At 38.9% G+C, this 24,496-nt stretch carries 22 protein-coding genes; 20 read left to right on the top strand and 2 right to left on the bottom strand.

Features of this window, described 5'->3' with window-relative positions:
- Window positions 1-28 precede the first annotated feature (28 nt).
- Entirely contained in the window at window positions 29-472 is a 444-nt protein-coding gene (locus I858_RS11595) for a MarR family winged helix-turn-helix transcriptional regulator (protein ID WP_049693432.1), read from the top strand.
- Between the two features lie 256 nt (window positions 473-728).
- Here I858_RS11595 and I858_RS11590 read toward each other — a convergent pair whose 3' ends face one another.
- The gene (locus I858_RS11590; RefSeq protein ID WP_049693431.1) at window positions 729-1,343 is read right to left on the bottom strand and encodes a CPBP family intramembrane glutamic endopeptidase; all 615 of its coding nucleotides are present in this window, start codon (window positions 1,341-1,343) and stop codon (window positions 729-731) included.
- 198 nt (window positions 1,344-1,541) lie between these two features.
- Between I858_RS11590 and I858_RS11585 the strand changes: the two genes are divergently transcribed.
- The 5 genes from I858_RS11585 to I858_RS11565 all read left to right on the top strand — a co-directional run bounded on the left by I858_RS11585 (window position 1,542) and on the right by I858_RS11565 (window position 6,105).
- Window positions 1,542-1,730 carry a hypothetical protein gene (locus tag I858_RS11585; protein WP_049693430.1) on the top strand — a complete coding sequence of 63 codons (189 nt, stop codon included), beginning with the start codon at window positions 1,542-1,544 and terminating at the stop codon, window positions 1,728-1,730.
- 24 nt (window positions 1,731-1,754) lie between these two features.
- Window positions 1,755-2,690, top strand: coding sequence for an AAA family ATPase (locus tag I858_RS11580; protein ID WP_049693429.1), 936 nt, complete (start codon window positions 1,755-1,757; stop codon window positions 2,688-2,690).
- A complete protein-coding gene (locus I858_RS11575) occupies window positions 2,691-3,845 on the top strand; it encodes a DUF58 domain-containing protein (protein ID WP_049693428.1) in 1,155 nt (384 codons plus the stop codon).
- The gene (locus I858_RS11570; RefSeq protein ID WP_049693427.1) at window positions 3,842-5,065 is read left to right on the top strand and encodes a DUF4129 domain-containing protein; all 1,224 of its coding nucleotides are present in this window, start codon (window positions 3,842-3,844) and stop codon (window positions 5,063-5,065) included. Before I858_RS11575 ends, I858_RS11570 begins: the two co-directional genes overlap by 4 nt.
- Before the next feature lie 179 nt (window positions 5,066-5,244).
- The gene (locus I858_RS11565) at window positions 5,245-6,105 is read left to right on the top strand and encodes an NAD(P)-dependent oxidoreductase (protein ID WP_049693426.1); all 861 of its coding nucleotides are present in this window, start codon (window positions 5,245-5,247) and stop codon (window positions 6,103-6,105) included.
- A gap of 111 nt (window positions 6,106-6,216) precedes the next feature.
- Here I858_RS11565 and I858_RS11560 read toward each other — a convergent pair whose 3' ends face one another.
- Window positions 6,217-6,678 carry a YkyB family protein gene (locus tag I858_RS11560; protein ID WP_049693425.1) on the bottom strand — a complete coding sequence of 154 codons (462 nt, stop codon included), beginning with the start codon at window positions 6,676-6,678 and terminating at the stop codon, window positions 6,217-6,219.
- A 209-nt stretch (window positions 6,679-6,887) separates the two neighbouring features.
- Between I858_RS11560 and fadH the strand changes: the two genes are divergently transcribed.
- The 14 genes from fadH to I858_RS11490 all read left to right on the top strand — a co-directional run bounded on the left by fadH (window position 6,888) and on the right by I858_RS11490 (window position 24,444).
- Entirely contained in the window at window positions 6,888-7,655 is a 768-nt protein-coding gene (gene fadH, locus I858_RS11555) for a 2,4-dienoyl-CoA reductase (protein WP_049693424.1), read from the top strand.
- Window positions 7,656-7,756: 101 nt separating this feature from the next.
- Entirely contained in the window at window positions 7,757-8,200 is a 444-nt protein-coding gene (gene cbpB / locus I858_RS11550) for a cyclic-di-AMP-binding protein CbpB (RefSeq protein ID WP_049693423.1), read from the top strand.
- Between the two features lie 177 nt (window positions 8,201-8,377).
- Complete coding sequence (locus I858_RS11545) at window positions 8,378-9,817, top strand: MFS transporter (protein ID WP_083553749.1); 1,440 nt, start codon at window positions 8,378-8,380, stop codon at window positions 9,815-9,817.
- Complete coding sequence (locus tag I858_RS11540; RefSeq protein ID WP_049693421.1) at window positions 9,807-10,682, top strand: transcriptional regulator CcpC; 876 nt, start codon at window positions 9,807-9,809, stop codon at window positions 10,680-10,682. The genes I858_RS11545 and I858_RS11540 overlap by 11 nt, the downstream gene beginning before the upstream one ends.
- A 67-nt stretch (window positions 10,683-10,749) precedes the next feature.
- Window positions 10,750-11,463 carry a 2,3,4,5-tetrahydropyridine-2,6-dicarboxylate N-acetyltransferase gene (gene dapD, locus I858_RS11535; protein WP_049693420.1) on the top strand — a complete coding sequence of 238 codons (714 nt, stop codon included), beginning with the start codon at window positions 10,750-10,752 and terminating at the stop codon, window positions 11,461-11,463.
- A 3-nt stretch (window positions 11,464-11,466) separates the two neighbouring features.
- A complete protein-coding gene (locus tag I858_RS11530; protein ID WP_204249422.1) occupies window positions 11,467-12,591 on the top strand; it encodes an N-acetyldiaminopimelate deacetylase in 1,125 nt (374 codons plus the stop codon).
- A 168-nt stretch (window positions 12,592-12,759) separates the two neighbouring features.
- Entirely contained in the window at window positions 12,760-15,117 is a 2,358-nt protein-coding gene (locus I858_RS11525; protein WP_049693418.1) for a hypothetical protein, read from the top strand.
- Window positions 15,114-16,049 (top strand): ABC transporter ATP-binding protein, encoded by a 936-nt coding sequence (locus tag I858_RS11520; RefSeq protein ID WP_049693417.1) that lies wholly within the window; start codon window positions 15,114-15,116, stop codon window positions 16,047-16,049. Before I858_RS11525 ends, I858_RS11520 begins: the two co-directional genes overlap by 4 nt.
- Complete coding sequence (locus I858_RS11515; RefSeq protein WP_049693416.1) at window positions 16,046-16,888, top strand: ABC transporter permease; 843 nt, start codon at window positions 16,046-16,048, stop codon at window positions 16,886-16,888. Before I858_RS11520 ends, I858_RS11515 begins: the two co-directional genes overlap by 4 nt.
- Before the next feature lie 12 nt (window positions 16,889-16,900).
- Window positions 16,901-18,280, top strand: a complete 1,380-nt coding sequence (locus tag I858_RS11510; RefSeq protein ID WP_049693415.1) for a hypothetical protein — start codon at window positions 16,901-16,903, stop codon at window positions 18,278-18,280.
- A gap of 15 nt (window positions 18,281-18,295) precedes the next feature.
- The gene (locus I858_RS11505; RefSeq protein ID WP_049693414.1) at window positions 18,296-19,288 is read left to right on the top strand and encodes an AAA family ATPase; all 993 of its coding nucleotides are present in this window, start codon (window positions 18,296-18,298) and stop codon (window positions 19,286-19,288) included.
- Window positions 19,285-20,145 (top strand): DUF58 domain-containing protein, encoded by an 861-nt coding sequence (locus I858_RS11500; RefSeq protein ID WP_049693413.1) that lies wholly within the window; start codon window positions 19,285-19,287, stop codon window positions 20,143-20,145. The genes I858_RS11505 and I858_RS11500 overlap by 4 nt, the downstream gene beginning before the upstream one ends.
- 11 nt (window positions 20,146-20,156) lie before the next feature.
- Window positions 20,157-21,890, top strand: coding sequence for a vWA domain-containing protein (locus I858_RS11495; protein WP_049693412.1), 1,734 nt, complete (start codon window positions 20,157-20,159; stop codon window positions 21,888-21,890).
- Window positions 21,871-24,444: a VWA domain-containing protein gene (locus tag I858_RS11490; protein ID WP_049693411.1), complete on the top strand. Its 2,574-nt coding sequence runs from the start codon at window positions 21,871-21,873 to the stop codon at window positions 24,442-24,444. The genes I858_RS11495 and I858_RS11490 overlap by 20 nt, the downstream gene beginning before the upstream one ends.
- Window positions 24,445-24,496: the final 52 nt, after the last annotated feature.

Raw genomic sequence — 24,496 nt, 5'->3', positions numbered from 1 at the left:
AGTTTAAAAAGTAGAAAGAGTGAGTCAGATGAATGAAGACATTAAACAATCGCTAAAATTATTCATTGTGCTATCACGTGCACATAAAGCAATCACTGAGCAAACAAATCATTTTTTTCAAGCAAATGGCGTCAATCCCACCGAGTTTGCTGTTTTAGAGTTGCTATACCATAAAGGAAAGCAACCTCTTCAAAAAATAGGGGGAAAAATTTTGTTAGCAAGTGGATCAATTACGTATGTAATTGATAAACTTGAAAAAAGAGGGTATATTACACGCGTTAACAGCCCGAGCGATCGTCGTATAACGTACGCAGAAATATCGGAAGCAGGCAAAGAGTTTATGGCTGCAATTTTTCCGGGGCACGAACAAAACTTACATGAATTAACAGAGGCCTTAACAAGCGAAGAAAAAGATCAAGCCATCGAATTAATGAAAAAACTGGGATTGTCGATTAAAGATTTATCTTACTGAGAAGAGAAGGTTATCCGAAATTCGGATGGCCTTTTCTTCTTTTTAAAATTACGTTCAGTTTTGTGTAGATATGGGAATTTATGTAATTTTAACAAAGTCTTCTGTAGCGTTGACTGCTTTGTCCGTACTTGTTATAGAAGTGCTATCTTCTTTGTTTCAACAGAATCGTCAGAGTAGACAGTAGTAAAAAAATCTTCATAAAAATTCCCTCTTAACAGTTGTTCATTAGACAACTGTTAAGAGGGAAAACACTATATTAAACTGATAAAGGAAAAATAAGAAACAGCACAACAATCATTACTAAATGAGCGACAATGATAACAGGCATGCTTTTTTTCCATTCGTACAGAAATCCTAAAATCAATCCTGCTATGACGCCTGCCAAAGCTCCAGGCCAAAATCCAATCAGTATCAACGCTAATCCGAAAAGTATAGAACTTGCTGTAACTGCTAAAGAAACAGGAAGGTATTGTTTTAGTTTCTGTTGGACAAGACCTCTCCAAAAAACTTCTTCACTCGGTACGATAATAAACATGAGAAGTAAGTAATGCCAAATTGAGAAAGGTGCATAGCTAGCTAAAAAATCTCCAACTGATTCAGTTATATTAAAAGGCGTTAAGAGCAACAACTGAAAGCCTAATGCAAAAATACTGTAAATAAGTAAACCAAAACCTGTGCCATAAGTTAATGATTTCCACGTCACAAGTTCATCAAAGATTTTAACAAATACAATAGCAAGCGACATTAATATCAACATGGCAAAAGTGTACATATACCAAAAAATAGCAGTGTTTTCAAAAGCTAAATCGTAAAGATAAAAAGCTAACGGCAACATCAAAATCAACGGATGTTGCTTTAAAAAGTTAATCATGTAAATCCTCCTAAAAAAAAAGACGCGTTCACTTTATGTGCAAAGATGTTCAACTTGTTTACTTGTTGTATACTAATGCCTAGCGCAGGTTTTTAACAAATCTGTTTCGTAATAACTTTGCAAAGATACGTTATTTATCATTCGTTTAGTATTATAACAGAAGAGTTTATTAAAACTAAGGCAAAAGGGGAACATTTTATGACTGACTACAACCAGCAACTAGAAGAGTTAAAGAATGGCTCGATCGAATCACTGACGATTGAAAAAGAAGATTTTTTAGAATTTCGAGCAGTATTGATTACACGTGAAGATTTTAAACACTTTAGAGGTGCAGCATATCATCACGGTACAACCATTTACACGTATACAGTAGAACCATCAAAGTAAACACATACAAATGGAGGCGATCGAGTGGAAAAGTTAGCACAAACAAAAGCACAGTTAAATCAGTTAGTGGTAGGTAGAAAAAAAGAACTTGATTTTATGTTAATTGCTTTAATTCAAGGAGGTCATGTCTTGCTTGAAAGTGTACCAGGTTCAGGCAAGACATGGATGGCTAAAGCCTTTGCGGGGTCATTTGCGGGTCAATTTCAACGAATTCAATTTACACCGGATGTGTTGCCATCTGATGTGACAGGCATACGTTTTTTTAATCCGAAAACACAAGAATTTGAACTTAGAGCAGGTCCAGTGCAAACCAATTTATTATTGGCAGACGAAATCAACCGTGCAACGCCAAGAACGCAATCAAGTTTATTAGAATCAATGGAAGAAAAACAAGCAACCATTGATGGCGAAACGCTTCAATTACCAAATCCATTTATTGTTATTGCGACACAAAATCCTGTTGAATCTCAACAAGGAACGTTTCCACTTCCAGCAGCTCAACTTGATCGCTTTTTGTTCCGCCTAGAAATTGGTTATCCAGAGTATGAAGAAGAACTTGCAATTATTCGGAATTTCCGTGACAACGTTTCTCATAAAAAAGAAATTTTTCCGGTTGCTTCAGTAGAAGACGTAAGAAAATGGCATGACGAAGCAGAAAAAGTAGCTGTTCACGAAGATATTGAGACGTATATATTGGCATTAGTTCGTGCTACACGTGAGCACTTGTCTATAGAACTTGGTTTAAGTTCAAGAGCCGCTCTAGCACTCGTTCATGCTGCACAAGGACGAGCCTTTATTGAAGGACGAAATTATGTAACACCAGATGATGTCAAATACATATTAGAGCCTGTAGCTGTACATCGCTTGATGCTGACAGCTGAAGGAATGCTGGTTCAAGATCCTGTTGCAATTTTACGTGAAATTTTAACTTCAGTTTCTTCACCGGTAGAGGCATTTTAGATGCTTTGGATACGCCACGATGAAGATGCCAAAAATATGAAGTGGGTATTGGGGTTTTTACTAGTCTTATTTATTATGGCTATGGCCTTTTTACAGTTTGCCGCTGCGGCTGCCATTATTTTTGTTGTGGCAGCAGTGAGCTTGCAATTGATTTACTTGAGGCAAGCAGGAAAGAAATTAGTTTTTCAAAATGAACGACTGAGAAAACGCGTACTTTATGAGGGAGAATCTTCTTGGCAACTTGTTTTTCATAATGAGGGTTTACCAATTTGGGGTGGTCATTTAAAAATTTGGTTTCATCATACTGTAGAGCCAATAGGAAGACAGAATGTCAGTTTTGGCGATGTTATAGAACTTGATTTGCCTTTTACGATCGGTCATAAGCAGACCATTGAAATAGAAGTACCACTCACAGGTAATAGACGAGGAATCTCTCGTATTACAAAAATGGAAGTACTCATTCCACATCCTTTTGGAGAAGCGAGCATCACTTTAGAGTATCAACCGAGAATACTTCACGAGCAACTTGTTTTTCCTAAGCTTCAGAAATACTCTTTTGGCTATACACCTTCTCCTCAAAAGCCAGGTCAGTTTAATTTAAAACATTCTTTATTTGATGATGCCTTTCAGCCAATTGGCACGCGTGATTACGTGTCAACAGATCAGTTTAATCAAATTCACTGGAAAGCTAGTGTCAGAATGCAAAATTACCAAACTAAAATCTTTTCGCAAGTAGCAAATGAGTCCATGCTTTTTGCGCTGAATGTTTCAGCACATTATGGCACTATTCACGATTTAGAAGAACGTATTGAAGAATTGGCTTCGTATGTCGAAAATTGCTTTAGCGCTGGAATTCCTTATGCAGTGGCAGTCAACGTTCGTTCTGCTGGAAAGATGCCCTATTTGTATTTGTCTACAGGGCTTGGGCAAAAGCAACGGCAACAAGCATTAGAACTACTTTCTATTATTTCCAAAAACAATGCGACGCTGCCTTACAGTACAATGTTGGGTCATTTGGATATTCATACAGAATTACCTTACACAACGTATTTATTAACCGATAAGCCAAAAGAAGCGCTACGCTTTATAACCAAATGGAGTATGCAAACAGAACTTACGATTTTGCCAAATAGACAGGAGCGTGAGTTAGCATGAGTTCACGTTTGATTTCTAGCATCTATTTTATGCTGGATGCTTTTATTATTTCTTTAGTGTTGGTGTTTGTGTCTCAAGAAATGGTGTTGCCTGTTGCTTGGAGTTGGTTGTTAGGAGCATTTTTCGCTTCAATAATCGCTTTTGCTTTTTTTTCGAAATTTTCTTATCAATTACTATGGGTAATTGGTATTTCAAGTATTCTAGCAGTTAGTATGTGGATGATGAACGTTCCTTTATGGCTAGTGCTAATTTTAGGAATATTGCTTGTCTATATGCTTCATGAAAGATATTCAAGCTATTATGATGAATTTAATACGGGACATCACTTTTTAATGAAGTTTCTTGTAGTCTTTAGTGTATGCTGGGTTTTTCTTCTATTAAATCCCGATGAGCAGTCAAGTCGTTTACTTTTCACCATTGTACCAATGGGGGTGTTGTTTTATGTGACTAGCCATTTATTGTATCATTACCTTTACTCCAAATTGGACGGTGCACACTTTGGGCAAGCGATCACCTTATGGGGCATTTTGTTAAGCATACCCACGATAGCGGCATTCGTTACTTTTTTTATCGCCGATGAAGTTCGTAGTGGGGTAGGTTGGGTTTTAGGAGGCATGATTCGAATTGTCTTTTGGCCACTTGCACTGGTGCTAGAGCAGATTAGTGAATTTTTGTCGGGCTTGTCACCAGAAGAGGAAATGCAAGAAACTATCGATAAACTAGGTCCTGACGAAGAAGCCGTGCAAAATGAAACAGTAGTGAGCGACATTTCCTCCACAGACTTTCCAGTTGAAATTTTACTAAGTTTCATTGTGCTAGCATGCATTATTGTACTTGTTTTATGGTTAAGAAAAGTAAAGCCAGATATACAAGTACCAGTTAAAGAAAGTGTAAGTAGCATTAAAAGATACGATCACAATTCAACGGAATCTGTCGTTTCACTTGCTACAAAGTCTACGGAAAGCACAATAAATTTGCATCAAATTAGAGAAGTGTTTCGAGAACTTGAAAGAGCGGCGAATAGCGTAGATTTGGGACGAGAAGATTACGAAACGGTTCGAGAATGGGTAAGACGAATGCAATGGGATGTAACTGACTCTTTTTATAACACTTATGACCGTGTTCGTTATGGAGATAAACAATTGCCTCAATCACAAGCAACAAAGTTTATTGCTGAGATTGAAAAAATAAAGGAAATTTATTTGAAAGAAAATGTTTGAATGTTGTTTAAGAGGGGCATAGTATACTTGAACACAGCAACATTCTCATTTCCCCCTTTTGTGGTCGGCCCGTTTACGGGTCGGCTTCTTTTTTATTTGGGAGTTCTTTTTGTACGTATAAGTGTACTTCCCAAAAAAATTTGCTAGACTGAAGGTGAAGACAAAAGGAGGATATACATATGAAGCTCGGATTTATTGGAACCGGCGTCATGGGCAATAGCTTAGTAAAGCATCTACTCGATGACAAACACGAGGTTTCTATTTATACACGTACTGCTAAAAAAGCAGAAAATTTAGTAGAAGCAGGTGCGATGCTCGTGGATTCTCCACAGCAAGTAGCTGGAAATAGTGAAGTGATTTTTACCATGGTAGGATATCCTTCTGATGTGGAACAAGTTTATTTTGGACAACAAGGATTATTGGCAAATGCCAAAAAAGGTACGGTTCTTGTGGACATGACAACGTCGCAGCCAAAATTAGCTCAACGTATTTTTGAGGCAGCTACAGAAAAAGGATTACATGCACTAGATGCACCTGTTTCAGGTGGAGATATTGGCGCAAGAAATGGAGTCTTATCCATTATGATTGGTGGAGAAAAAGACATCTATAAGCAAATTTCCCACATTCTTAATTTGTTTGGAGAAAATATTGTATTTCAAGGACCTGCTGGTGCAGGACAGCATACTAAAATGTGCAACCAAATCAATATTGCTAGCAATATGATTGGTGTTTGTGAATCACTCATTTACGCAGAAAAAGCGGGATTAGATCCAGAGCGTGTGTTGCGATCTATTTCCTCAGGTGCAGCGGGTTCATGGTCGTTATCTAATTTAGCACCTAAAATGATCAATGAAGATTTCCGACCTGGATTTTATATTAAACATTTTATAAAAGATATGAAAATTGCAGCAGATGAAGCCGAAAACTGGGGATTAGATTTACCAGGTCTGCGTCTATCGTTGGCGATGTTCGAAAAAGTAGCAGCAGAAGGACATGAAGACAATGGAACGCAAACCTTAATTAAATACTACAGATCATAATAAACAGAGTTATTCTATAAGCCCAAATAAAACCAGCAGAGAAAAATGATTCATTTTTCTCTGCTGGTTTTTGATTTGTGAATTTTGACAAGATAACCTCATGTATAATTATTAATCAAAATAAGATTTTCTAGGTGAGTAAAATCGATCTATGGGTCGTGGTTGATAGGATTTTGTGAAATTTGAAGCAGTGACTTCTTTTTTTTGTGGTTCGAAGCCTGTCAATACACGCAATATTTCTTTTGCTACTTTTAAGTTCATGCGACTTGGTGGATTTCGATACGTATCGTCCAAATGCCCCAAATGTTCAAGTGAAGAAAAATCTTCTTTTTTGGGAAGCATATGAAAATAGTAATTGCCACATTTAACGAGGACTGAAGATTGTTGTTGACTTTTCTGAGGGTTTTTACTGAAGTGTAAACCAATTTTTAATGCACGTTTTTTCAAAATCATTAAATTCAATGCTTCTTTCTTCAGCGTATACAAATAATGATTATCGGGAGCCGTTTTAGCATGTCGGTTAACAGTGAAAATAGCTTGTGCAATTTCTGAATCTGATTTAGCGGTTGGCATGAACTCATTCCTTTCATATATATTAGCTAGTTCAATCCCATCATATCAAAATTTTCAGGGACTGTATACTAGATGAACAGACCTAATAAAAGGAGAAGTCGCCGGCTTTGTAGAACTCTATTACGTAAGGTAGATCAGACAATCTGTAAAATCTCGTTAAAAAGATTGGAAGTTCAACCTATTCAATCTAATTCAAAGGAGATGTTTATGTGTTTACAGATCAAACAATAATCGTTACAGGTGGATCTAGTGGGATGGGACTTCACATGGCTAAAAAATTTGCTTCTGAAGGAGCAAATGTAGTGATTACAGGACGAGATATGGAAAAATTAAACGAAGCTGTAAAAGCAATAGCAGGAGAGCGTGGATCGGTTGAAGTGTTTCAAATGGATGTACGTGAACCAGAACATGCTAAAGCAATGGTGAAGTTTGCTCATGATAAGTTTGGTAGGGTAGATGGTTTAGTAAATAACGCGGCTGGAAACTTTATTGTCCATGCAGAAAAACTTTCTCCAAATGGCTGGAAGTCGGTCATTGATATTGTCTTAAACGGAACATTTTTCTGTTCTCATGCAGTCGGAAATTATTGGATTGAAAATGGTTCGAAAGGCAATATTATCAATATGCTTGCAACATATGCTTGGAATGCAGGAGCGGGAGTTGCTCATTCAGCAGCAGCCAAAGCAGGTGTTATGTCATTGACACGGACGCTTGCTGTCGAGTGGGGTACGCAGTTTGGTATTCGTGTAAATGGCATTGCACCAGGACCTATCGAGCGAACAGGTGGCGCAGAAAAACTTTGGGAATCTGAAAAAGCAGCCAAACGGACACTAGAGTCAATTCCTCTCGGTAGACTTGGAAAACCTGAAGAAGTTGCAGAGCTTGCAGCTTTTATTATGTCTGATAAAGCTTCATACATGAATGGAGAGATTGTTACATTGGACGGTGGTCAATGGCTAAATAAATTTCCTTTTTAAGTAAGTTATTGTGGCGTTAAAATAGTTTCAAGAATCTGGATGTGTTATGATAAAGTCTGAATAGTGGCATCTATTTAAGCAATGTAAAAGGAGTAGAGCGCATGATTTCTTTATCAAGCAAAGATTTTCTTGAAACACCGATCGAAGACTATATCATTTCTTCCGAGAAAGTTGCACATGTTCAAATGGGCAACAGTGCCGAACATGCATTGCTCGTTTTAACGAAAACGGGTTATTCAGCTATTCCGGTTCTTGATTCGAAATACCGATTTCGGGGATTAATCAATGCACAACGAATAACTGATGCAATTCTCGGTTTGGATCATATAGAATACGAACGACTTTCTGATATCCGTGTGGAAGAAATAATGGAAAAAGATCTTCCTTTGATTCACATCAACGAACGTTTTCAAAAAGCGCTTGATATGGTCATCAATCAAAATTTTCTATGTGTCATAGATGATGAAGAAATGTTTATGGGGATTTTGACGCGACGTGTCGTTTTGAAGCAGTTAAAAAAACAAATTTATCAGTTAAAAAAATAACGATACGAACAGTAGAAAGGTCTCCTAACGAGGGGCCTTTTTTATGCTTTAAAAAATAGATTCGTGAATATAGACAAGTTATGAGTTAATCTATGCTTTAAGCTCTTTTTTGTAAGCTGATGAAACGAGGGATATATATTGGAAAAAACAAAAAGACCGTTAGTTTTAATCTCTGTTATGTTAGCGATGTTCGTCAGTGCTGTAGAAGCAACCATCGTCTCCACCGCAATGCCGAGCATCGCAGCTGAACTAGGTGGGTTTTCAAAATACAGTTGGGTATTCTCGGCTTATTTACTGATGAGCACTGTAACGGTCTTACTTTATGGCAAACTCTCGGATATATTCGGACGCAAGCGCATATTTGCTGTAGGAATGCTGTTATTTCTATTAGGCTCATTATTATGCGGTTTGGCGACGTCCATGGATGAGCTTATCTTTTACCGGTTTGTTCAAGGACTTGGAGCAGGGGCTGTTATGCCGATCGCGACTACCATTGTGGGGGATATTTATACAAGAGAAGAACGCGCGAAAATTCAAGGGTATTTATCAAGTGTTTGGGGAATCTCTGCTGTTACGGGTCCGGCAATCGGCGGTGTTTTAGTTGTCACGATTGGCTGGGAGTACGTATTTTGGGTGAATTTACCTCTAGGAATCTTATCACTTTTAGGGGTTTTGCTGTTTTTGAAAGAGCCTGTTAATAAACAAAAGCCAGTAATCGATTATACAGGAGCCATACTATTAATGGTTTCTTTATCAACTATGTTGTATTTACTAGTTGAAGGTGGTGTGGCATTTGATTGGTTGTCTGTACAGTCTGTCATCTTATTGCTAGCAAGTAGTGTGTTTGTGGTCCTTTTCGTTATAGTAGAGCGAAAAGCTATCGATCCGATTATGCCTTTTGAAATTTGGCGAAATAAAACCATTCTTTATGCGAATCTGGTTTCATTAGCAACAGGCGTTATTTTAATTGGTATTTCAAGTTATTTGCCAACTTATGTGACTGGGGTAATGGAACAGCCTGCAGCAATTGCAGGGTTTACATTAACTGCAATGTCTATTGGCTGGCCATTGGCATCATTTTTCTCGGGTAGGTTATTGCTGAAAATTGGTTATTTTAAAACATCAATCACGGGTGGAGCATTTCTAGTGTTAGGAACTTTGTTGTTTGTGCTTATGCAACCCAGTTTTGGTCCGTTGTGGGCAGCCTTGTCCAGTTTTTGTATTGGAATAGGGATGGGGTTAACGAGTACTGCTTTCATCGTTTCAATTCAAGCAGCTGTTTCATACGAACAAAGAGGCTCTGCGACTGCTTCAAATATGTTTATGCGGAATTTAGGAAGTACAATTGGTGTCGCATTGCTCGGTAGTATTTTAAATAGTTCGCTTTTGCGTTTTTTTGCAGACAATAGTCAAGATTATTCGTTAAGTTCTATCAATAATTTATTGAGCCAAAACACTCGGGTTGAAATGCCTATTGAATCATTAAAATTTCTTCAGCAAGCATTGGCCAATTCACTTGATAACGTTTACTTAGTCACAGCATTTTTTGCGATCGTTAGCTTTGGGTTAATATTCGGACTTCGTGGAGAAAAAGGAGTGAAGAGCCATGTCAAATGAAGAAATGATTATAAAAGTATTAGCTGAAGAAGGCAATATGAGAAAAGCTGCAGAACGTCTTTTTATTTCGCAGCCTGCTTTATCTCAGCGTCTTCAAACAATCGAAAAAGATTGGGGACATCAGCTATTTATTCGTTCTCAAAAAGGGTTGTCTCCAACTCCAGCTGGAGAACTAATTATTCAGTATGCAAATGAGACAATTGTACAAAAAGAAGAAGTAGTTGAACTGCTGTACACTTTGACGTCAAAAGTACATGGTACATTAAAGATTGCCTGCGCAACAATTGTCGGCCAAAATTGGCTGCCAAAAGTATTAAAAGATTTTGTAACTCTCTATCCAGAAGCTAAAATCCAATTGATTACTGGATGGAGTTCAGAAATCGTTCGGTCACTTTATGAAGGTGAAGCTCATATTGGAATTATTCGAGGTTCTACAGAATGGAAAGGTCCGAAATTGCATTTGTTTAAAGACACACTCTATTTAGTAGACAAAGAAATTCGGTCGCTTGAAGAGCTTCTTCAAACAGAACGACCTTTTATTCAGTTTAAAAGTGATTCGACGTATTATGAGGAAATTCAGCAATGGTGGCAAAAGCATTTTGCTTCTAATCCAAAACATCAAATTACTGTAGACCAAATTGAAACGTGTAAACAAATGGCGGTAAACGGAATTGGCTATGCTATTCTTCCGTCCATTACATTAACAGGTACTGAAGATGTATACATGATGCCGTTGACTAATGATGAAGAAGAGTTGGAATTAACACGAGATACATGGCTGATTGGATACGATTCTGCATTTGAATTGCCACAAGTTAGAGCGTTTGTCGATATCGTCAAAAAACATGCCGCTTTATTAAGATGAAGTGGATGAATTTTTATACTAATTCAGATATAATAACAACATCACTTATTAGAAAGAGGTTTTATAAATGAAGCAGATGGACGCAACAGAAATAATTTCATACATACAAAATGCAAAAAAATCAACACCTGTAAAAGTATACATAAAAGGACAAGACATTGCGGATTTAAACTACGGTCCAGATTCTAAAGTATTTGGTGAAGGCAATTCAGTAACAGTGTTTGGTGAATGGGCAGATATTCAAAAATCATTGAAAGTAAATGCTCTTGTTATTGAAGATTTTGTTGTTGAAAATGATCGCAGAAATTCAGCAATCCCATTACTTGATATGAAACAAATCAATAGCCGCATCGAACCAGGCGCATTTATTCGTGACAATGTTGAAATTGGTAATAACTGCATCATAATGATGGGAGCAGTTATCAATATCGGCGCGGTTATCGGAGACGGGACAATGATCGATATGGGTGTTATTATGGGCGGTCGTGCGACTGTCGGAAAAAATTGTCATATTGGAGCAGGGGCAGTACTAGCGGGCGTAATTGAACCTGCATCAGCAACTCCTGTTGTGATTGAAGACGATGTTATGGTAGGTGCTAACGCTGTTATTCTAGAAGGCGTTCGTATCGGTAAAGGTGCAGTTGTTGCAGCAGGAGCAATTGTTATTGAAGATGTACCAGAAAATTCAGTGGTGGGTGGCACACCTGCACGTGTATTAAAATTAATGGATGCAAAAACACGTTCAAAAACAGAAATCAAGCAAGAACTAAGACAACTTTAAGTGATGAGCGCGATGGAACTAGTGAAAATTAGAAGAGCTTTGCATCAAATTCCAGAAATCGGTTTTCAGGAAATCAAAACACAAGCTTATTTATTAAACATCATTTCTCAGTTTCCTCAACAGCGTATTGAACTTGTAAAATGGCGGACAGGAATTGCGGTTAAAGTACGCGGGGAAGATCCGGCAAAGCTGATTGGTTGGCGAACAGACATTGATGCTTTAGCGATTAACGAAGAAACTGGAGTGGAATTTCAATCACAGCATCCGGGATTTATGCATGCATGTGGCCATGATATCCATATGACTATTGCAATAGGTTTGTTACACAAGCTAATTGACGAACCTATTAAAAATGATGTAGTCATCTTGTTTCAACCAGCTGAAGAAGGGCCTGGTGGTGCATTGCCTTTTCGGGAATGGCTGAAAACGAACAAACCAGACTTTTTACCTGATTGTATTTATGCTTTGCATATTGCCCCGGAGTTACCTGTTGGTACGGTGGGGACACGACCAGGATTGTTGTTTGCTAATACATCAGAATTGTTTATTGACCTTCACGGCAAAGGTGGTCATGCAGCTTTTCCTCATTTAACAGAAGATATGGCAATTGCAGCGGCTTCGATGTTGATGCAGTTGCAAACCGTTGTCAGTCGAAATGTGGACCCTATGGATTCTGCCGTGTTGACAATTGGCAAGCTGAGCGCAGGAACCGCGCAAAACAGTATTGCAGAACATGCACGTTTAGAAGGAACTATCCGAACACTTACTAGTAAATCGATGCGTCAAATGAAACTTCGGATTGAAGCCATTTGCCATGGAGTTGAACAAGCAAACAACTGCCAAGTCAATATTGATTACGGTTCGAGTTACTTGGAAGTTAACAACGATGAAAGATTAGTAAAAGACTTCTTCCGCTACGCTAATGGCATTGAAGGCATTCATGCTATAGAAAGCAAAGCCGCGATGACCGGTGAAGATTTCGGTTACTTTACCGAACAAATCCCAGGCGTTATGTTTTGGGCAGGGGTTTCGTCACCCTATGGACTGCATCATTCAAAACTAAATCCTGATGAAAAAGTCCTTGCAGTCATGCCTGAATTTTTATATGGTTTATTTTTACAATTATGAAAGCGGACAGCTTTAGCTGTTCGTTTTTTTGTATTAGAAATACCGGTTTAGTGGTAAACGATCTGTGGCTGTTGTGTAGTTCAAATTAGTTAGATTTCTTTGTGAGAAGATGGAACTAATTTAATTTACTAGCGTACTAATAGAGAGACGAGTAAAAGGGGGATTACCATGCATAAACGCCTGCTGGCATTTTTAGCTTTTGTATTTTTTATTAGTTTGTTTATCTTGCCACAACCATCTTTAGCAGCGCCACAAATTACCATTGATTCAAGTGCCGGTTTTCAAAACAAAGCAAAGTATGAAAGTGGATTGCCACTTCAATTTACAGTGACCAATGAAGGTTCAGCATTTTCTGGTGACTTGGTACTTAGTTTTTCCGAGACTTACAACCTTGGAACTGGTATGGCGCTACCAATTGAACTTGCTGAAGGAGAAAGTAAAACCTTACAAATTGCAACGTCTGGGTTATCAGATATGTATTATTCGGGAGGACCTAACGATCAAAGTATTTACTTGTTTGAAGGTGGTTGGGAAAAAGGAGAATCTATTAAATTTAAAGGCAAAAAAACGATACAACCATCCTACTATACGTCAATGTCGCTATTTGTAGCGACGTTAACGGATAATGCAGATCGATTGTCACCTTTAAAACAAATAACTGTTCCATCGAGCGAAGGAATTGAAGTTCTACATCTCAATCAATTAAAAGAATTTACACTGCCTACAGAAGCGCAATCGTGGGAAATGATCGATTACTTGGTCATTGATGAATTTGCTTATAGTGATTTACCAGCACCTACACAAAAAGCTGTTTTGCAATGGATTCAACAAGGTGGACATGTTGTCACAGGATCTACAAGTAATCTACAAGCAGAACTTGGCAATTTGAGTGAATACTTGCCTTTGGAATTAGCAGATGTGAACGATGCAAAAGTTCCAGGATTAGAAACAGCAGTACCGGTTTTCCAAACAAAGATTAAAGAAGGGGCATCTATAAAGTTGCAAAAAGACGGTCAAATTTTTGCTGCTACACAGAAAATTGGCTCTGGAAGTCTTACACAAATGAGTTTTTCTCTTGGAGATGAAACCGTTTCCAGTCAAAAAGGTTATAGTCAGATGATGTCGAGTTTCTTTCCGGTGACTTCTACAAACTACAATACAATGGGTGGACAATCCATACTCGATTCTATGACATATGAGGTAGGAAATGTAAATGAGCTTTTTGAAAGCTTTAAAGTGTCCACACCGTTTATACTAGCGATTGTTTTTTTGTATATTCTAATAGTGGTTCCAGTACTGTACATTGTACTGAAGAAAAAAGACAAACGAGAATACGCTTGGTTTATTATTCCAACTATTGCTCTACTGACCTCAATTGGATTGTTCGCATTTGGTGCAAAAGACCGAATTGGAAATCCTCAAATCCAACAAACTGGATTTTTTGAAGTAGATGCAGACAGTGGATTAAAAGGCTATTATGTCAATTCCTTATTATCAAATCGTGGTGGAAACTATCAATTTTCAGCACCAACTTCTACTACAATGACGACTCAATTAGCTAGTGAATTTTCATCAACACAACCTTATTTGGCAGCTATTTTGGAAAAAGGAGCCACTACTAATCAAATGACTTTGCGTGATATGCGTTATTGGTCTGTGCAATCGATTATGGGGCAATCCTATATAAAAGACAGTGGTGACTTCGCTATTGACTTATCCGTTGCAGAAGGGAAAATTACTGGAACAATACAGAATAATTTTCCGTTTTCAGTCGAAGATGTTTCTATTTGGACAGGTACTCGTCTAATGGATGTAGGCGAGTTGAATCCTGGAGAAACGTTAGAAGTGAATGAAACCGCTCAGTCAGCTATTTTGTCACCTGCTGCATCTGTTAGTCAATCATATGGCTATCAACCTGTAGCCAATTTGAAAGAGTTGAAAAAAGCACGTCGTCAAACCTTGCTTTCTACGTCATTTGAGCAATTATCACAAAATGGAAAATCACCTTATGTGATTGCTTATACAAAAGATGCCATCGTACCGATTACGCTTGAAAATCAACGCGCATCTGTAGAATCTGTTCACCTTATTGCACAAAGTTTTAAACCTCAATTAATATTAAATGGCGACATTACATTAAATGTTGATGCCTTTGCAATGGCTCTAACAAGTGTCAATAATGGTGTGTATTTTGAGAATGTTTCAAACGATCCGTATCTTTATTATTTTGACCCCGGTGAATTTGATCTGACATATACTTTGCCAGAAGAAATTGATTTAGAAAAATCGACATGGACTGAATTAGCACTTACTAAAACAGGACAAAATGTCACCGTCAGCATATTCAATGTGAAAAGTGGAAGTTACGAAGAAATTACAGAGACAAATCAAAAGTTTGCTGAAAAAGCAAAACAGTATATCGGTCCAGAAGGTGCCATTAAACTAAAGTTGAAAGTTACCGAAAACATGAGCAACCCTGAAGTGGTTGTGCCGAAAGTGAAATTGAAAGGAGTGATTGCTCCGTGATTGAAACAATTGGATTAACCAAAAAATACGGATCGTTTTATGCCTTACAGGATTTAAATTTAGTGGTAGAAGATAGCACAGTGTTTGGTTTTGTAGGTGCAAATGGAGCGGGGAAATCAACCACTTTTTCAATTTTAGCTACACTGCTTCAGCCGACAGCAGGTGATGCATTTATTAATGGCATCAGTGTAACTAAAAATCCGCAAGAAGTGCGGAAACAAATTGGGTATATGCCTGATTTCTTCGGAGTGTATGACCAATTAAAAACCGACGAGTACTTAGATTTTTATGGAGCGAGTTATGGCATCAAACCAAAAGAACGCGCAGTATTAATTCCTAAGCTACTAGAACTAGTTAACTTAGAACATAAACGCTATGACTACGTCGATTTATTGTCTCGTGGTATGAAGCAACGTCTCTGTTTAGCAAGAGCGTTAATACATGATCCGAACATCTTAATACTAGACGAACCTGCTTCGGGACTAGATCCACGTGCACGAGTCGAAATGAGAGATATATTACGCGAGCTAAAAGCGATGGGTAAAACCATTTTGATTTCTTCTCATATTCTTCCAGAACTTGCTGAGATGTGCGACAGTATCGGCGTCATTGATAATGGAAAACTGATCGCACAAGGGTCAGTACATGACATTCAAGCGCAACTTCAAAGTGAAAAAGTACTCTGTGTCAAACTAGTTGGCGAAATGGAATCCGTCATTGCATTTTTTGAAATGGATCCGTTTGTTTCTCAAATAGAAGTACAACCAGATAAAAACAGCATTCAGTTTTTCTATCGCGGAACAGATGAAGATCAGCTTCAACTATTGCAACGTGCTATTCATCAAAAGTTACCGATTTTGTCGTTTTCAGAAGAAGAAACGGATTTGGAAGATGTCTTTATGGCGATTACAAAAGGAGTGGAAATTGGATGAAAACTCTTTTTGCCAATCCCGTACTAGTGAAAGAACTTAAATTGCGTTTCCGTAACTTAAAAAGCTTTACTGGTATTTTGTTTTATTTAATTGCGATGAGCGTCTTTGTTTTTGGTTTTATCTTTTTAGCTACATCTCTAACAGGTAACGGTTTTTTCCGTCCAGATGAAAGTTTTATGCTATTTAGCATTATGACGTATATTCAATTAGGATTGATTTTGTTTATTACGCCCGCATTAACAGCAGGAACGATTAGTACAGAACGTGAAAAACAGACTTTGAATATTTTACTAACAACTTCGCAAACTTCTTTCCAAATTATTTTTGGGAAAATGACATCATCCATCGCTTTTTTGTTATTGATGATTGTGTCAGGGTTACCAATATACAGTTTAGTGTTTTTATACGGAGGCGTTTCACCTAGTCAGCTATTTTATATCTTCTTGTTTTATATGCTGACGTTACTGGCAATCGCAAGTATTGGTGTCATGCTGTCAACTTTGATTCGTAAAACCATTGTTGCGATTATCGCAACGTATGGAGCCATGATTTTCATCGCGGGAGTCACTGCTTTTTTCTTACTGATTTCGGTTCAACTTTCTCAAATAGGTGCTACAACACCATCAATATCGCCAGTTGCTCACTTTTGGGCAACGATCAATCCACCAGCTGTGTTACTCACTTTGCTGCAACCACCAATGGAGGAGCAATTGCAAAGTTTGACGATGGTGCCCATTCCATTGTGGATCGGTTATGCTATTTTCTATGTTTTGGTATCAGCCGGCTGTCTTTTGTTAGCTGTCAAAAAGTTGCGCGTTAATATGAATAAATACAAATAAGGAGGGAGTTTCATGAACAATCGTGATATTCGGAAATACGTCAAAAAAGTTGAGTGGCTGTTAAAGGCGCTTCATATTAGTCGTGTTTTTCAATTTGCGTTATTTGCAGGTCTGACTTTAGCAACAGCGTTACTATTAGTATCACGATTGTTCGTGCTTCCTTATTATGAATTTTATGCATATGTAGCAGGAATTGCTGTCGTGATAAGTTGGATTGTGTTATCTAGTAAAGGATTGCCCCATATGCAACAAGCAGTGCAAGAACTGGACCGTTTTATACCTCATAATCAGTTGCTGACCGTGTGGAAGCTAACAGAGCACAATGCATTGACTGAAGAATTGACTCGTGAAACAGCCAAAACCATTCCGTATAGCTACCAATTATTCCGCAAAGAACACAAAGTATGGCTACGTCCTAAGTGGTTAATCGGAGCGGTTGGTAGTGCGACGTTATTGGTTTTACTTTTAGTGTTTCCAAGTAATTTGCAAAATCAAGCAAATGATGTAGAAAAAGAAATCGAATTGGTAGCAGATATCAAAAAAGAAATTGATGAAATCAAAAAACAAGCAAAAACAAAAATAGTTAAAAAAGAACTGGATGCATTACAAGCAACCATCGAAGAAAAAGAAAATCCAGAAGCAGTACTGAAAGAAATCGTCAAAAAACAAAAAGAATTGGACTTGAAAAAACGGCAGCTGGCAGAAGGCAAAAATCCAAATGCTAAAGAAATTAGCGCAGATATTGAAAAAGCTGCTGGGCAGTTAGCTGAGAAGGCAGGAAACACACAATCGGCTTTAAGCAATATGGGAAAACCCGTAGCATTTCCATTACAGCAAACCATAGCTCAGCGAGAACAAACAACTAGTAGCAAAAAAAATGATTCTTCTGAAAATAAATCTTCTGACGGAGAAAGTAAATCTGGTGAACCTAGTGCTAGTGGACAATCATCAGAAAACGAAGAAAGTGAAACTACTGAAAGAGCTGCAGAGTCAGAATCGGAGTCAGAAAATAGCCAATCACAAAACCAAGGACAAGGACAAGGACAAGGACAAGGACAAGGACAAGGACAAAACCAAGGGCAAGGAAATGGAAATAGTCAGCAAGGTGGTGGAGCTGGTAAAGGTCAAGGAAGCCGTGATCTGTTAACTGTACCATTCCGAATTGGAGGGCAAAGCGACACGTCAATCGATAGCGGAAAAGTCGGAGAAGGAGAAGCGGCCGGTGAACAATATGGTGCTGTTCCTGCAACTAAAGGAACCGTTCATCCTTATGCGGATGTAGTGGGAAATTATTCGACTTCGTACTTCTCAAGTGTAGATCGTCTGCAATTGCCTGCTGATTTGCAAACCATTGTAGAACAATACTTTACAGATATTGAAACCGACAAATAGAAAAGAGGGCTTTTTATGACATACACAACCGATCAATTTACAGAAATGAGCCAATTGCTTCAACAAGTTAAATCCGAAATTGGACGGTTTATCGTCGGACAAGAAAGCGCGGTTGAGTTTTCTTTGTACGCGATTCTAGCGGATGGTCATGCCTTACTAGAAGGCTTGCCCGGTCTTGGTAAAACAATGTTGATTCGGACCATTTCAGATGTGCTCGATTTGTCGTTTTCAAGAATTCAGTTTACACCCGATTTGATGCCTTCGGATATTACAGGGACGAGCCTCATTGAACGAGATGCAGAAGGACGCCAGCAGTTTACTTTTCGAGAAGGTCCGATTTTTCACCAAATGGTACTTGCAGATGAAATTAACCGTGCTACACCGAAAACACAAAGTGCGCTGCTAGAGGCAATGGGTGAAAAGACAGTGACCATACTGGGTGATACGAAAAAAATGGCGCGACCGTTTTTCGTTTTGGCAACACAAAATCCTATTGAAATGGAAGGGACCTATCCGTTACCTGAAGCACAAATGGACCGTTTTCTTTGTAAAATCCTGGTTGCTTACCCAAGTCGCGAGGAACTTGCGGAAATTAGCCGCAGAACAACGGGATCTCAACTAATTCTTCTTAGTAAAAAAATGAATACAGCTAGCTTAATTGATGCACAAGATATGGTGAAAGAAGTGTTGATAGCAGAAGACATTTTAATGGTCGCTGTCGATATCATTCAAAATACGCATCCAGAGCATTCAGAACATCAAGAAATCCAGCAATTTGTTCAATACGGTAGCGGTCCTCGTGGTCTGCAAAGTTTGATCCGTTTAGCTAAAGCACGTGCGTTAATGGAAGGACGGTATCATGTGTCAATTGGTGATTTAAAACATGTGGCAAAACCGGTATTGAGGCACCGCTTGTTATTAAATTATGAAGCAGAAGCGATGGGTAAAAATGCAGATGAGTTGATTGATAGTGTGCTGAGCACAGCTGGAAAAGGCGTATTGAAATGACGGTATTAAATTTACCAGCTGATTGGGGTTCGCGTCTTAGTCGCTATGCCATAGGTACAAAAGCAAAAATTAAAGGACACCATAAAGGGTCTCACCGGTCAATGCGTTTTGGTAGTTCATTAGATTTTTCCGATTTTCGCGAATACCATCCAGGAGACGATGTCCGCCATATCGACTGGAACGTTTATGCCCGAACGGAACGCATCTACATTAAACGGTTTCTAGATGAGCAAGAAATGCGTATCCATGTCTTGCTTGATAGTTCAAAATCAATGAGCAATAAATGGTTGTTTGCCAAGCAATTGGCGTTTTCACTTGGGTTAATGGTGTTGGGAAGTGATGACCGCTTAACGGTATCAGCGGGATCCAAAAAAATAATTCCTTTTCGTAAAAAAGGAAAATCAGCAAAAAAACTGTTTGAACATTTTGTATCTGCTATGCCAGATCCTGAAAACGTATCATTCGTGCGTCAAGCACGTTTTCATGCCGCAAAGGACTCTACTGTATTATTCATCGTATCCGATGGACTAGAACCACTTGAAGATTGGCAGGTGTTTTTCAGACAGGCTCCGGCTTTTGCGCACGATATCCGATTTATTCATGTGACTACACAAGACGAACGATTGCCGGCTTACAAAGGAGATTTACGTTTTATCGATGATGAAACGCAACAAGTAACGAGCGTGACGGTGACAGAAGAAGCACTTCGTGCATACCAAAAGCAAAGTGAACTGCACAGCAAAGGTTTAGAATCTCTTTGTCGCACTTATGGGATTGCTTATTTACCGGTAAATGTAGAAGACGGAATCGAGCAAGTGTTATTTCATCAAATGATACGAAAAAATTGGATCGGGTGAGGTGAAGCGGCATGGGAGTAGCAAATTGGGTGATGATCTGGACGGCAATTATGCCGCTAGCCGTCATTCTCTATTATTTTTTTAGAAAAAAATACAAAGACCAGCGCGTTTCTTCAACTTTGTTTTGGCAAGAACGAATGAAAGAGTTGCAAGCTTCGCCTTATTTGAAAAAATTACAGCATCATTTATTGTTTTATCTTCAATTGGCTGCTCTTCTTTTTTGTGTACTGGCGTTAATTGAGCCCTTCAACGAATCGGAAACTTTAGCTGGCAATGACTTTGTTTTTATTGTGGATACGTCAGCAACGATGTTAGCTGGTTCTCCAACGCATTTTGAAAAGCAACAAGCACAAATGAAGAAATTAGCGTCACAAGCAGGAGGCAAGCCTGTGACAATTGTTACGACGGGTGTTAGTCCAGAAGTGGTTATTCGCAATGAGCAAAATGTTGAGCGAGTGGAAAAAGCAATTGACCAATTAGCCGTAAGTTACGAAAATGCCGAAATGGAGCAAACGATTTTATTTGCGGATACGCTCGCGACTAATGACTCAACGATTATTCATATTTTTACCGATTACTTAGACCGTGCTGCCCTTGCCAATAAAACAGGACAAAGTTATCAAGTTCATGGGTTTTCGGAAAAACTGACTAATGTAGCTATTCGCCAACTGGGTCTTTCAGAAACGGATAAAGGGACACGAGGCATTGTCCAAGTTATCAATAATAGCGAAACATCCATGAATGCTACTGTGCGTTTATCGTCTGGCAGTTTTGAAAAAGCAGTAGAAGTAAAACTCGAAGCGGCAGAAGAACTGCTCGTTCCGTTTGATGAGTTGCCAAACTACAAGCTATGGCAAGCAGAGCTAGACGTATCGGATGATTATGCTGCGGATAATACAATGGCAACATATTTAGCTCCGCCAGTTAACGCAATTGTCATTGACTCGGCTTTGCATGAATTAATCGCAAGTGGTTTTCGTTCACTCGCTTTAGATGTTAGTTTAGCCGAAGCCACTCAATTGCAGCCTGACGCAGGATTGCCATTAGTTACGAATCAACGTGATTTACTAGAAGCCACGACACCCATTTTTATGTTTGGGCGAAATGATGAAAATCCTTTTGAAGTGACAGGTCAAATTGAGACAAAGCCACATCCGCTTTTCACCTATGCTTCATTGGATGAAGTGTATGTTTCACAACTATATCCACCTTTTAAAGGCTACGAAACCATCGCCACAATAGATGATCATCCGTTTATTCAAGTGTCTCCAAAAGGAGACATTGTGGTGTTGACAGATGTTCAATTGACCGACTGGCCGCTTTCTCCTTCTTTTCCTTTGTTTTTATGGAGTGCCATGGAAAGTTTATCAGACGATGCGGAATTTCTTGGTTTTTTCCAGCCAAATGAACACCGATCCATGTCGTTAGCTTCACCAACCGGAGAATGGGAAATCTTTCGAGACGGTGCTTATCGCCATTCTTATATTGAAGGGAGCGGACCTTTTGTGGCACCTAATGAACCGGGTATTTACCAAGTGGTGGGTGATGAAAAAGACATGACCATGATTGTACAGCTAACTTCTCAAGAAAAAGAGCTTTCTGCTGGGTCGTCTTATGTAATGGGGCAGTCAAAAGCTGTACAAGATACCGTTCGTTTTTCGTTTGTGCCATTTATTATAGGGATCATCTTACTGTTAGTGCTTCTGGAATGGGAGGTGTATCGTCGTGGAATTGCAACTCGATAAGCCCATCTGGCTATTGTTACTCATTCCGGTGCTGTGTTATTTTGGGTGGTTTGCACTCAAGCATTTTTCAGCTAGCTCTAAAATGATAAAGGTTGTGTTTGTTTTAAGAACCGTGGCTGTCACCTTGTTGATAGTTGCTTTGGCAGCTCCTTCGTTATTTAGTCCTGTAAAAGAAGAACAAGTTATTTTTCTTATGGACCGTTCTGCGTCTCTTGAAGGAATGCAAACAGCAATGACCGTGGCAATTGAAGAAGCAGTAGAAGCCAAAAAAGATCATCAATCTATCGCGGTCTATACATTTGCAGAGGATTTCCAAAGCTTGTTACCAATGACCAACGATCCGCAACTTTTACCGGCAGAACTAACCGTTGGAAACAATAGCCACACCAATATTGCGCGGGCGTTAGAACTTGCTTCAAATAGTGGAGATACCAACTTAGCGACGCGACTTGTCATTTTAACGGATGGCAATGAAACACAATCGTCTGCTATTGAAAGTTTAAATCGACTACAGTCAGAGCGTCTTCAAGTGGATATCTGGCCAGTCGAACAAATCGCCAAAAATGATCTAGCGATTAGTCGCTTTGAAACGCCCTCACGTGCATTTTTAGGTGAATCGCAAACTTTTACTGTAGCCATTGACTCAGATACTGAATCAACAGCTAAACTTATTTTTTCTGCTAATGATAAAGAGTTGGATAAGAAAGAAATCAAAGTTGTTGAAGGTCAAAATGTCTATAGCTATTCGTATCCTGCTAATTTAGAAGGGCTTCAAAAGTATGAAGTCCGTATAGAAACGGCGAAAGATGCGTACCTTGAAAACAATTCAATGTTTAGCATCACAGAAGTTTCTGGAAACCCAGAAGTGCTAGTCGTCAACGGCGGTGTTCCAAGCCCAATAGCACTTTTATTGGATACGAATAATTTAGGCGTAACGGAACTAGCCGCGGATCAATTGCCGAGCAGTTTATCTGCCATCCTTCGTTATGATTCAATTATTTTTGATAATGTTTCTGGAACATCTGTAGGGGAACAACAAATGACAATTATTGAACAAGCGGTTCGTCAATTTGGTGTTGGATTTATAATGGTTGGTGGCGACCAAAGCTTTGGATTAGGTGGCTATTTTAAAACGCCAATCGAACAGTTATTGCCAGTCGAAATGGAAGTCAAAGGCAAGCATGAATTACCTTCACTTGGGCTAATGATTGTTATGGACCGTTCGGGAAGCATGATGGGCATGAAAATGGAACTAGCAAAAGAAGCAGCTGCTCGTTCTGTTGAACTGTTGCGTCCCAATGACACGCTAGGAGTTATTGCGTTTGATGACAAACCGTGGGAAATCTTACCGATAGCTAAAGTAGCAGATTCTAAAAAAGCAGTAGATAAAATTTTAAGTATTACACCTGGTGGTGGAACTGAAATTTATCGTTCGTTGCAGCAAGCTTATATGGAACTAGAAGACTTAAAACTGCAACGCAAACACATTATCCTGTTAACAGATGGACAATCCGCGACATCCAATGATTACGATGCATTAATCGAAAACGGAAAAGACAATAACATTACCTTATCGACTGTTTCCATCGGTCAAGATGCAGATCGAAATTTATTGGAGCAACTAGCTAGTACAGGTAGCGGGAGGTTTTACGATGTCACAGATGCCACAACAATTCCAGCTATTTTATCCCGTGAAACGATTATGATGTCACGAACATACATTGTCGATAAGCCATTTTATCCGGTGGTATACGACAGTAAATGGAATAATTTGTTTGCAGACGGTGTACCGCAGTTGAATACCTATATTGCAACGACCGCGAAAAATACAGCAACGGTAGCACTCGAAAGTGAAGAACAAGATCCGGTACTCGCGAGTTGGAATTATGGCCTTGGAAAAACAATTGCTTTTACGTCTGGGAGCGGGGCATGGAGTGGAGATTTTCAGAGCTGGTCGAAGTGGCCAGAGTTTTGGAATAAAACTGTAGCTGAATTACAGCCTACGTTTGAAGAAATTCCTTTTTCAGTCGTACGAAAAGAGCAAGGCGTATATACAGTCGAGGATCCTACTCGGAGCTCGGCGATTTTAACGGTTGCAGCAGTAGATGAGCAAGGCAACGAGATTCCGCTGCAGACGGAACCGGTAGCACCTGGAAAAGTAGACGTGAAAATCGATGCTGAACCCGGGTTAGTATTTTTGAGCATTAGCAACGAAACAGGGGCTGCCTATAAAACAGGCATGACGATTCCTTATGGAGATGAATACCAACCGGCAGAGACAAACGTGTCTTTAATGACCACACTGGCTGATCGGACAGGTGGGCAGGTCTTAGAGACGTTAGATGCAGCTTTTCGAGATATGTCTTACAAGAGTGGTAGTACTCGGTCGATTCAGCTGATTGTCTTGTTTATCGCAATGGTCTTGTTTTTTACGGATATCACGCTTCGCCGTTTCGGGCTTCCAGCATCTATAGCAAAAAGAAAAGTTACAAAAGAAGAAGTTTCTTCACCTACAGCAATTGATCAATTAATAAAAGCGAAAAGTAAAAAATAACTCTTTTTTATTTTCCCATTAAAAAACAGCAGCTCAAACCTTTAAGGTTTGA

It is taken from the genome of Planococcus versutus, assembly GCF_001186155.3.
Taxonomy (GTDB): Bacteria; Bacillota; Bacilli; order Bacillales_A; family Planococcaceae; genus Planococcus; species Planococcus versutus.
This window is presented reverse-complemented; position numbering and strand designations above follow the sequence as displayed.

Coding starts and splice junctions, on each gene's coding strand:
- I858_RS11540 (WP_049693421.1), top strand. CDS start 9,807: ATGTCAAATGAAGAAATGATTATAAAAGTATTAGCTGAAGAAGGCAAT.
- I858_RS11525 (WP_049693418.1), top strand. CDS start 12,760: ATGCATAAACGCCTGCTGGCATTTTTAGCTTTTGTATTTTTTATTAGT.
- I858_RS11590 (WP_049693431.1), bottom strand. CDS start 1,343: ATGATTAACTTTTTAAAGCAACATCCGTTGATTTTGATGTTGCCGTTA.
- I858_RS11585 (WP_049693430.1), top strand. CDS start 1,542: ATGACTGACTACAACCAGCAACTAGAAGAGTTAAAGAATGGCTCGATC.
- I858_RS11495 (WP_049693412.1), top strand. CDS start 20,157: ATGGGAGTAGCAAATTGGGTGATGATCTGGACGGCAATTATGCCGCTA.
- I858_RS11530 (WP_204249422.1), top strand. CDS start 11,467: ATGAGCGCGATGGAACTAGTGAAAATTAGAAGAGCTTTGCATCAAATT.
- I858_RS11510 (WP_049693415.1), top strand. CDS start 16,901: ATGAACAATCGTGATATTCGGAAATACGTCAAAAAAGTTGAGTGGCTG.
- cbpB (WP_049693423.1), top strand. CDS start 7,757: ATGATTTCTTTATCAAGCAAAGATTTTCTTGAAACACCGATCGAAGAC.
- I858_RS11570 (WP_049693427.1), top strand. CDS start 3,842: ATGAGTTCACGTTTGATTTCTAGCATCTATTTTATGCTGGATGCTTTT.
- I858_RS11515 (WP_049693416.1), top strand. CDS start 16,046: ATGAAAACTCTTTTTGCCAATCCCGTACTAGTGAAAGAACTTAAATTG.
- I858_RS11500 (WP_049693413.1), top strand. CDS start 19,285: ATGACGGTATTAAATTTACCAGCTGATTGGGGTTCGCGTCTTAGTCGC.
- I858_RS11505 (WP_049693414.1), top strand. CDS start 18,296: ATGACATACACAACCGATCAATTTACAGAAATGAGCCAATTGCTTCAA.
- I858_RS11545 (WP_083553749.1), top strand. CDS start 8,378: ATGTTAGCGATGTTCGTCAGTGCTGTAGAAGCAACCATCGTCTCCACC.
- dapD (WP_049693420.1), top strand. CDS start 10,750: ATGAAGCAGATGGACGCAACAGAAATAATTTCATACATACAAAATGCA.
- I858_RS11575 (WP_049693428.1), top strand. CDS start 2,691: ATGCTTTGGATACGCCACGATGAAGATGCCAAAAATATGAAGTGGGTA.
- I858_RS11595 (WP_049693432.1), top strand. CDS start 29: ATGAATGAAGACATTAAACAATCGCTAAAATTATTCATTGTGCTATCA.
- I858_RS11565 (WP_049693426.1), top strand. CDS start 5,245: ATGAAGCTCGGATTTATTGGAACCGGCGTCATGGGCAATAGCTTAGTA.
- I858_RS11560 (WP_049693425.1), bottom strand. CDS start 6,678: ATGCCAACCGCTAAATCAGATTCAGAAATTGCACAAGCTATTTTCACT.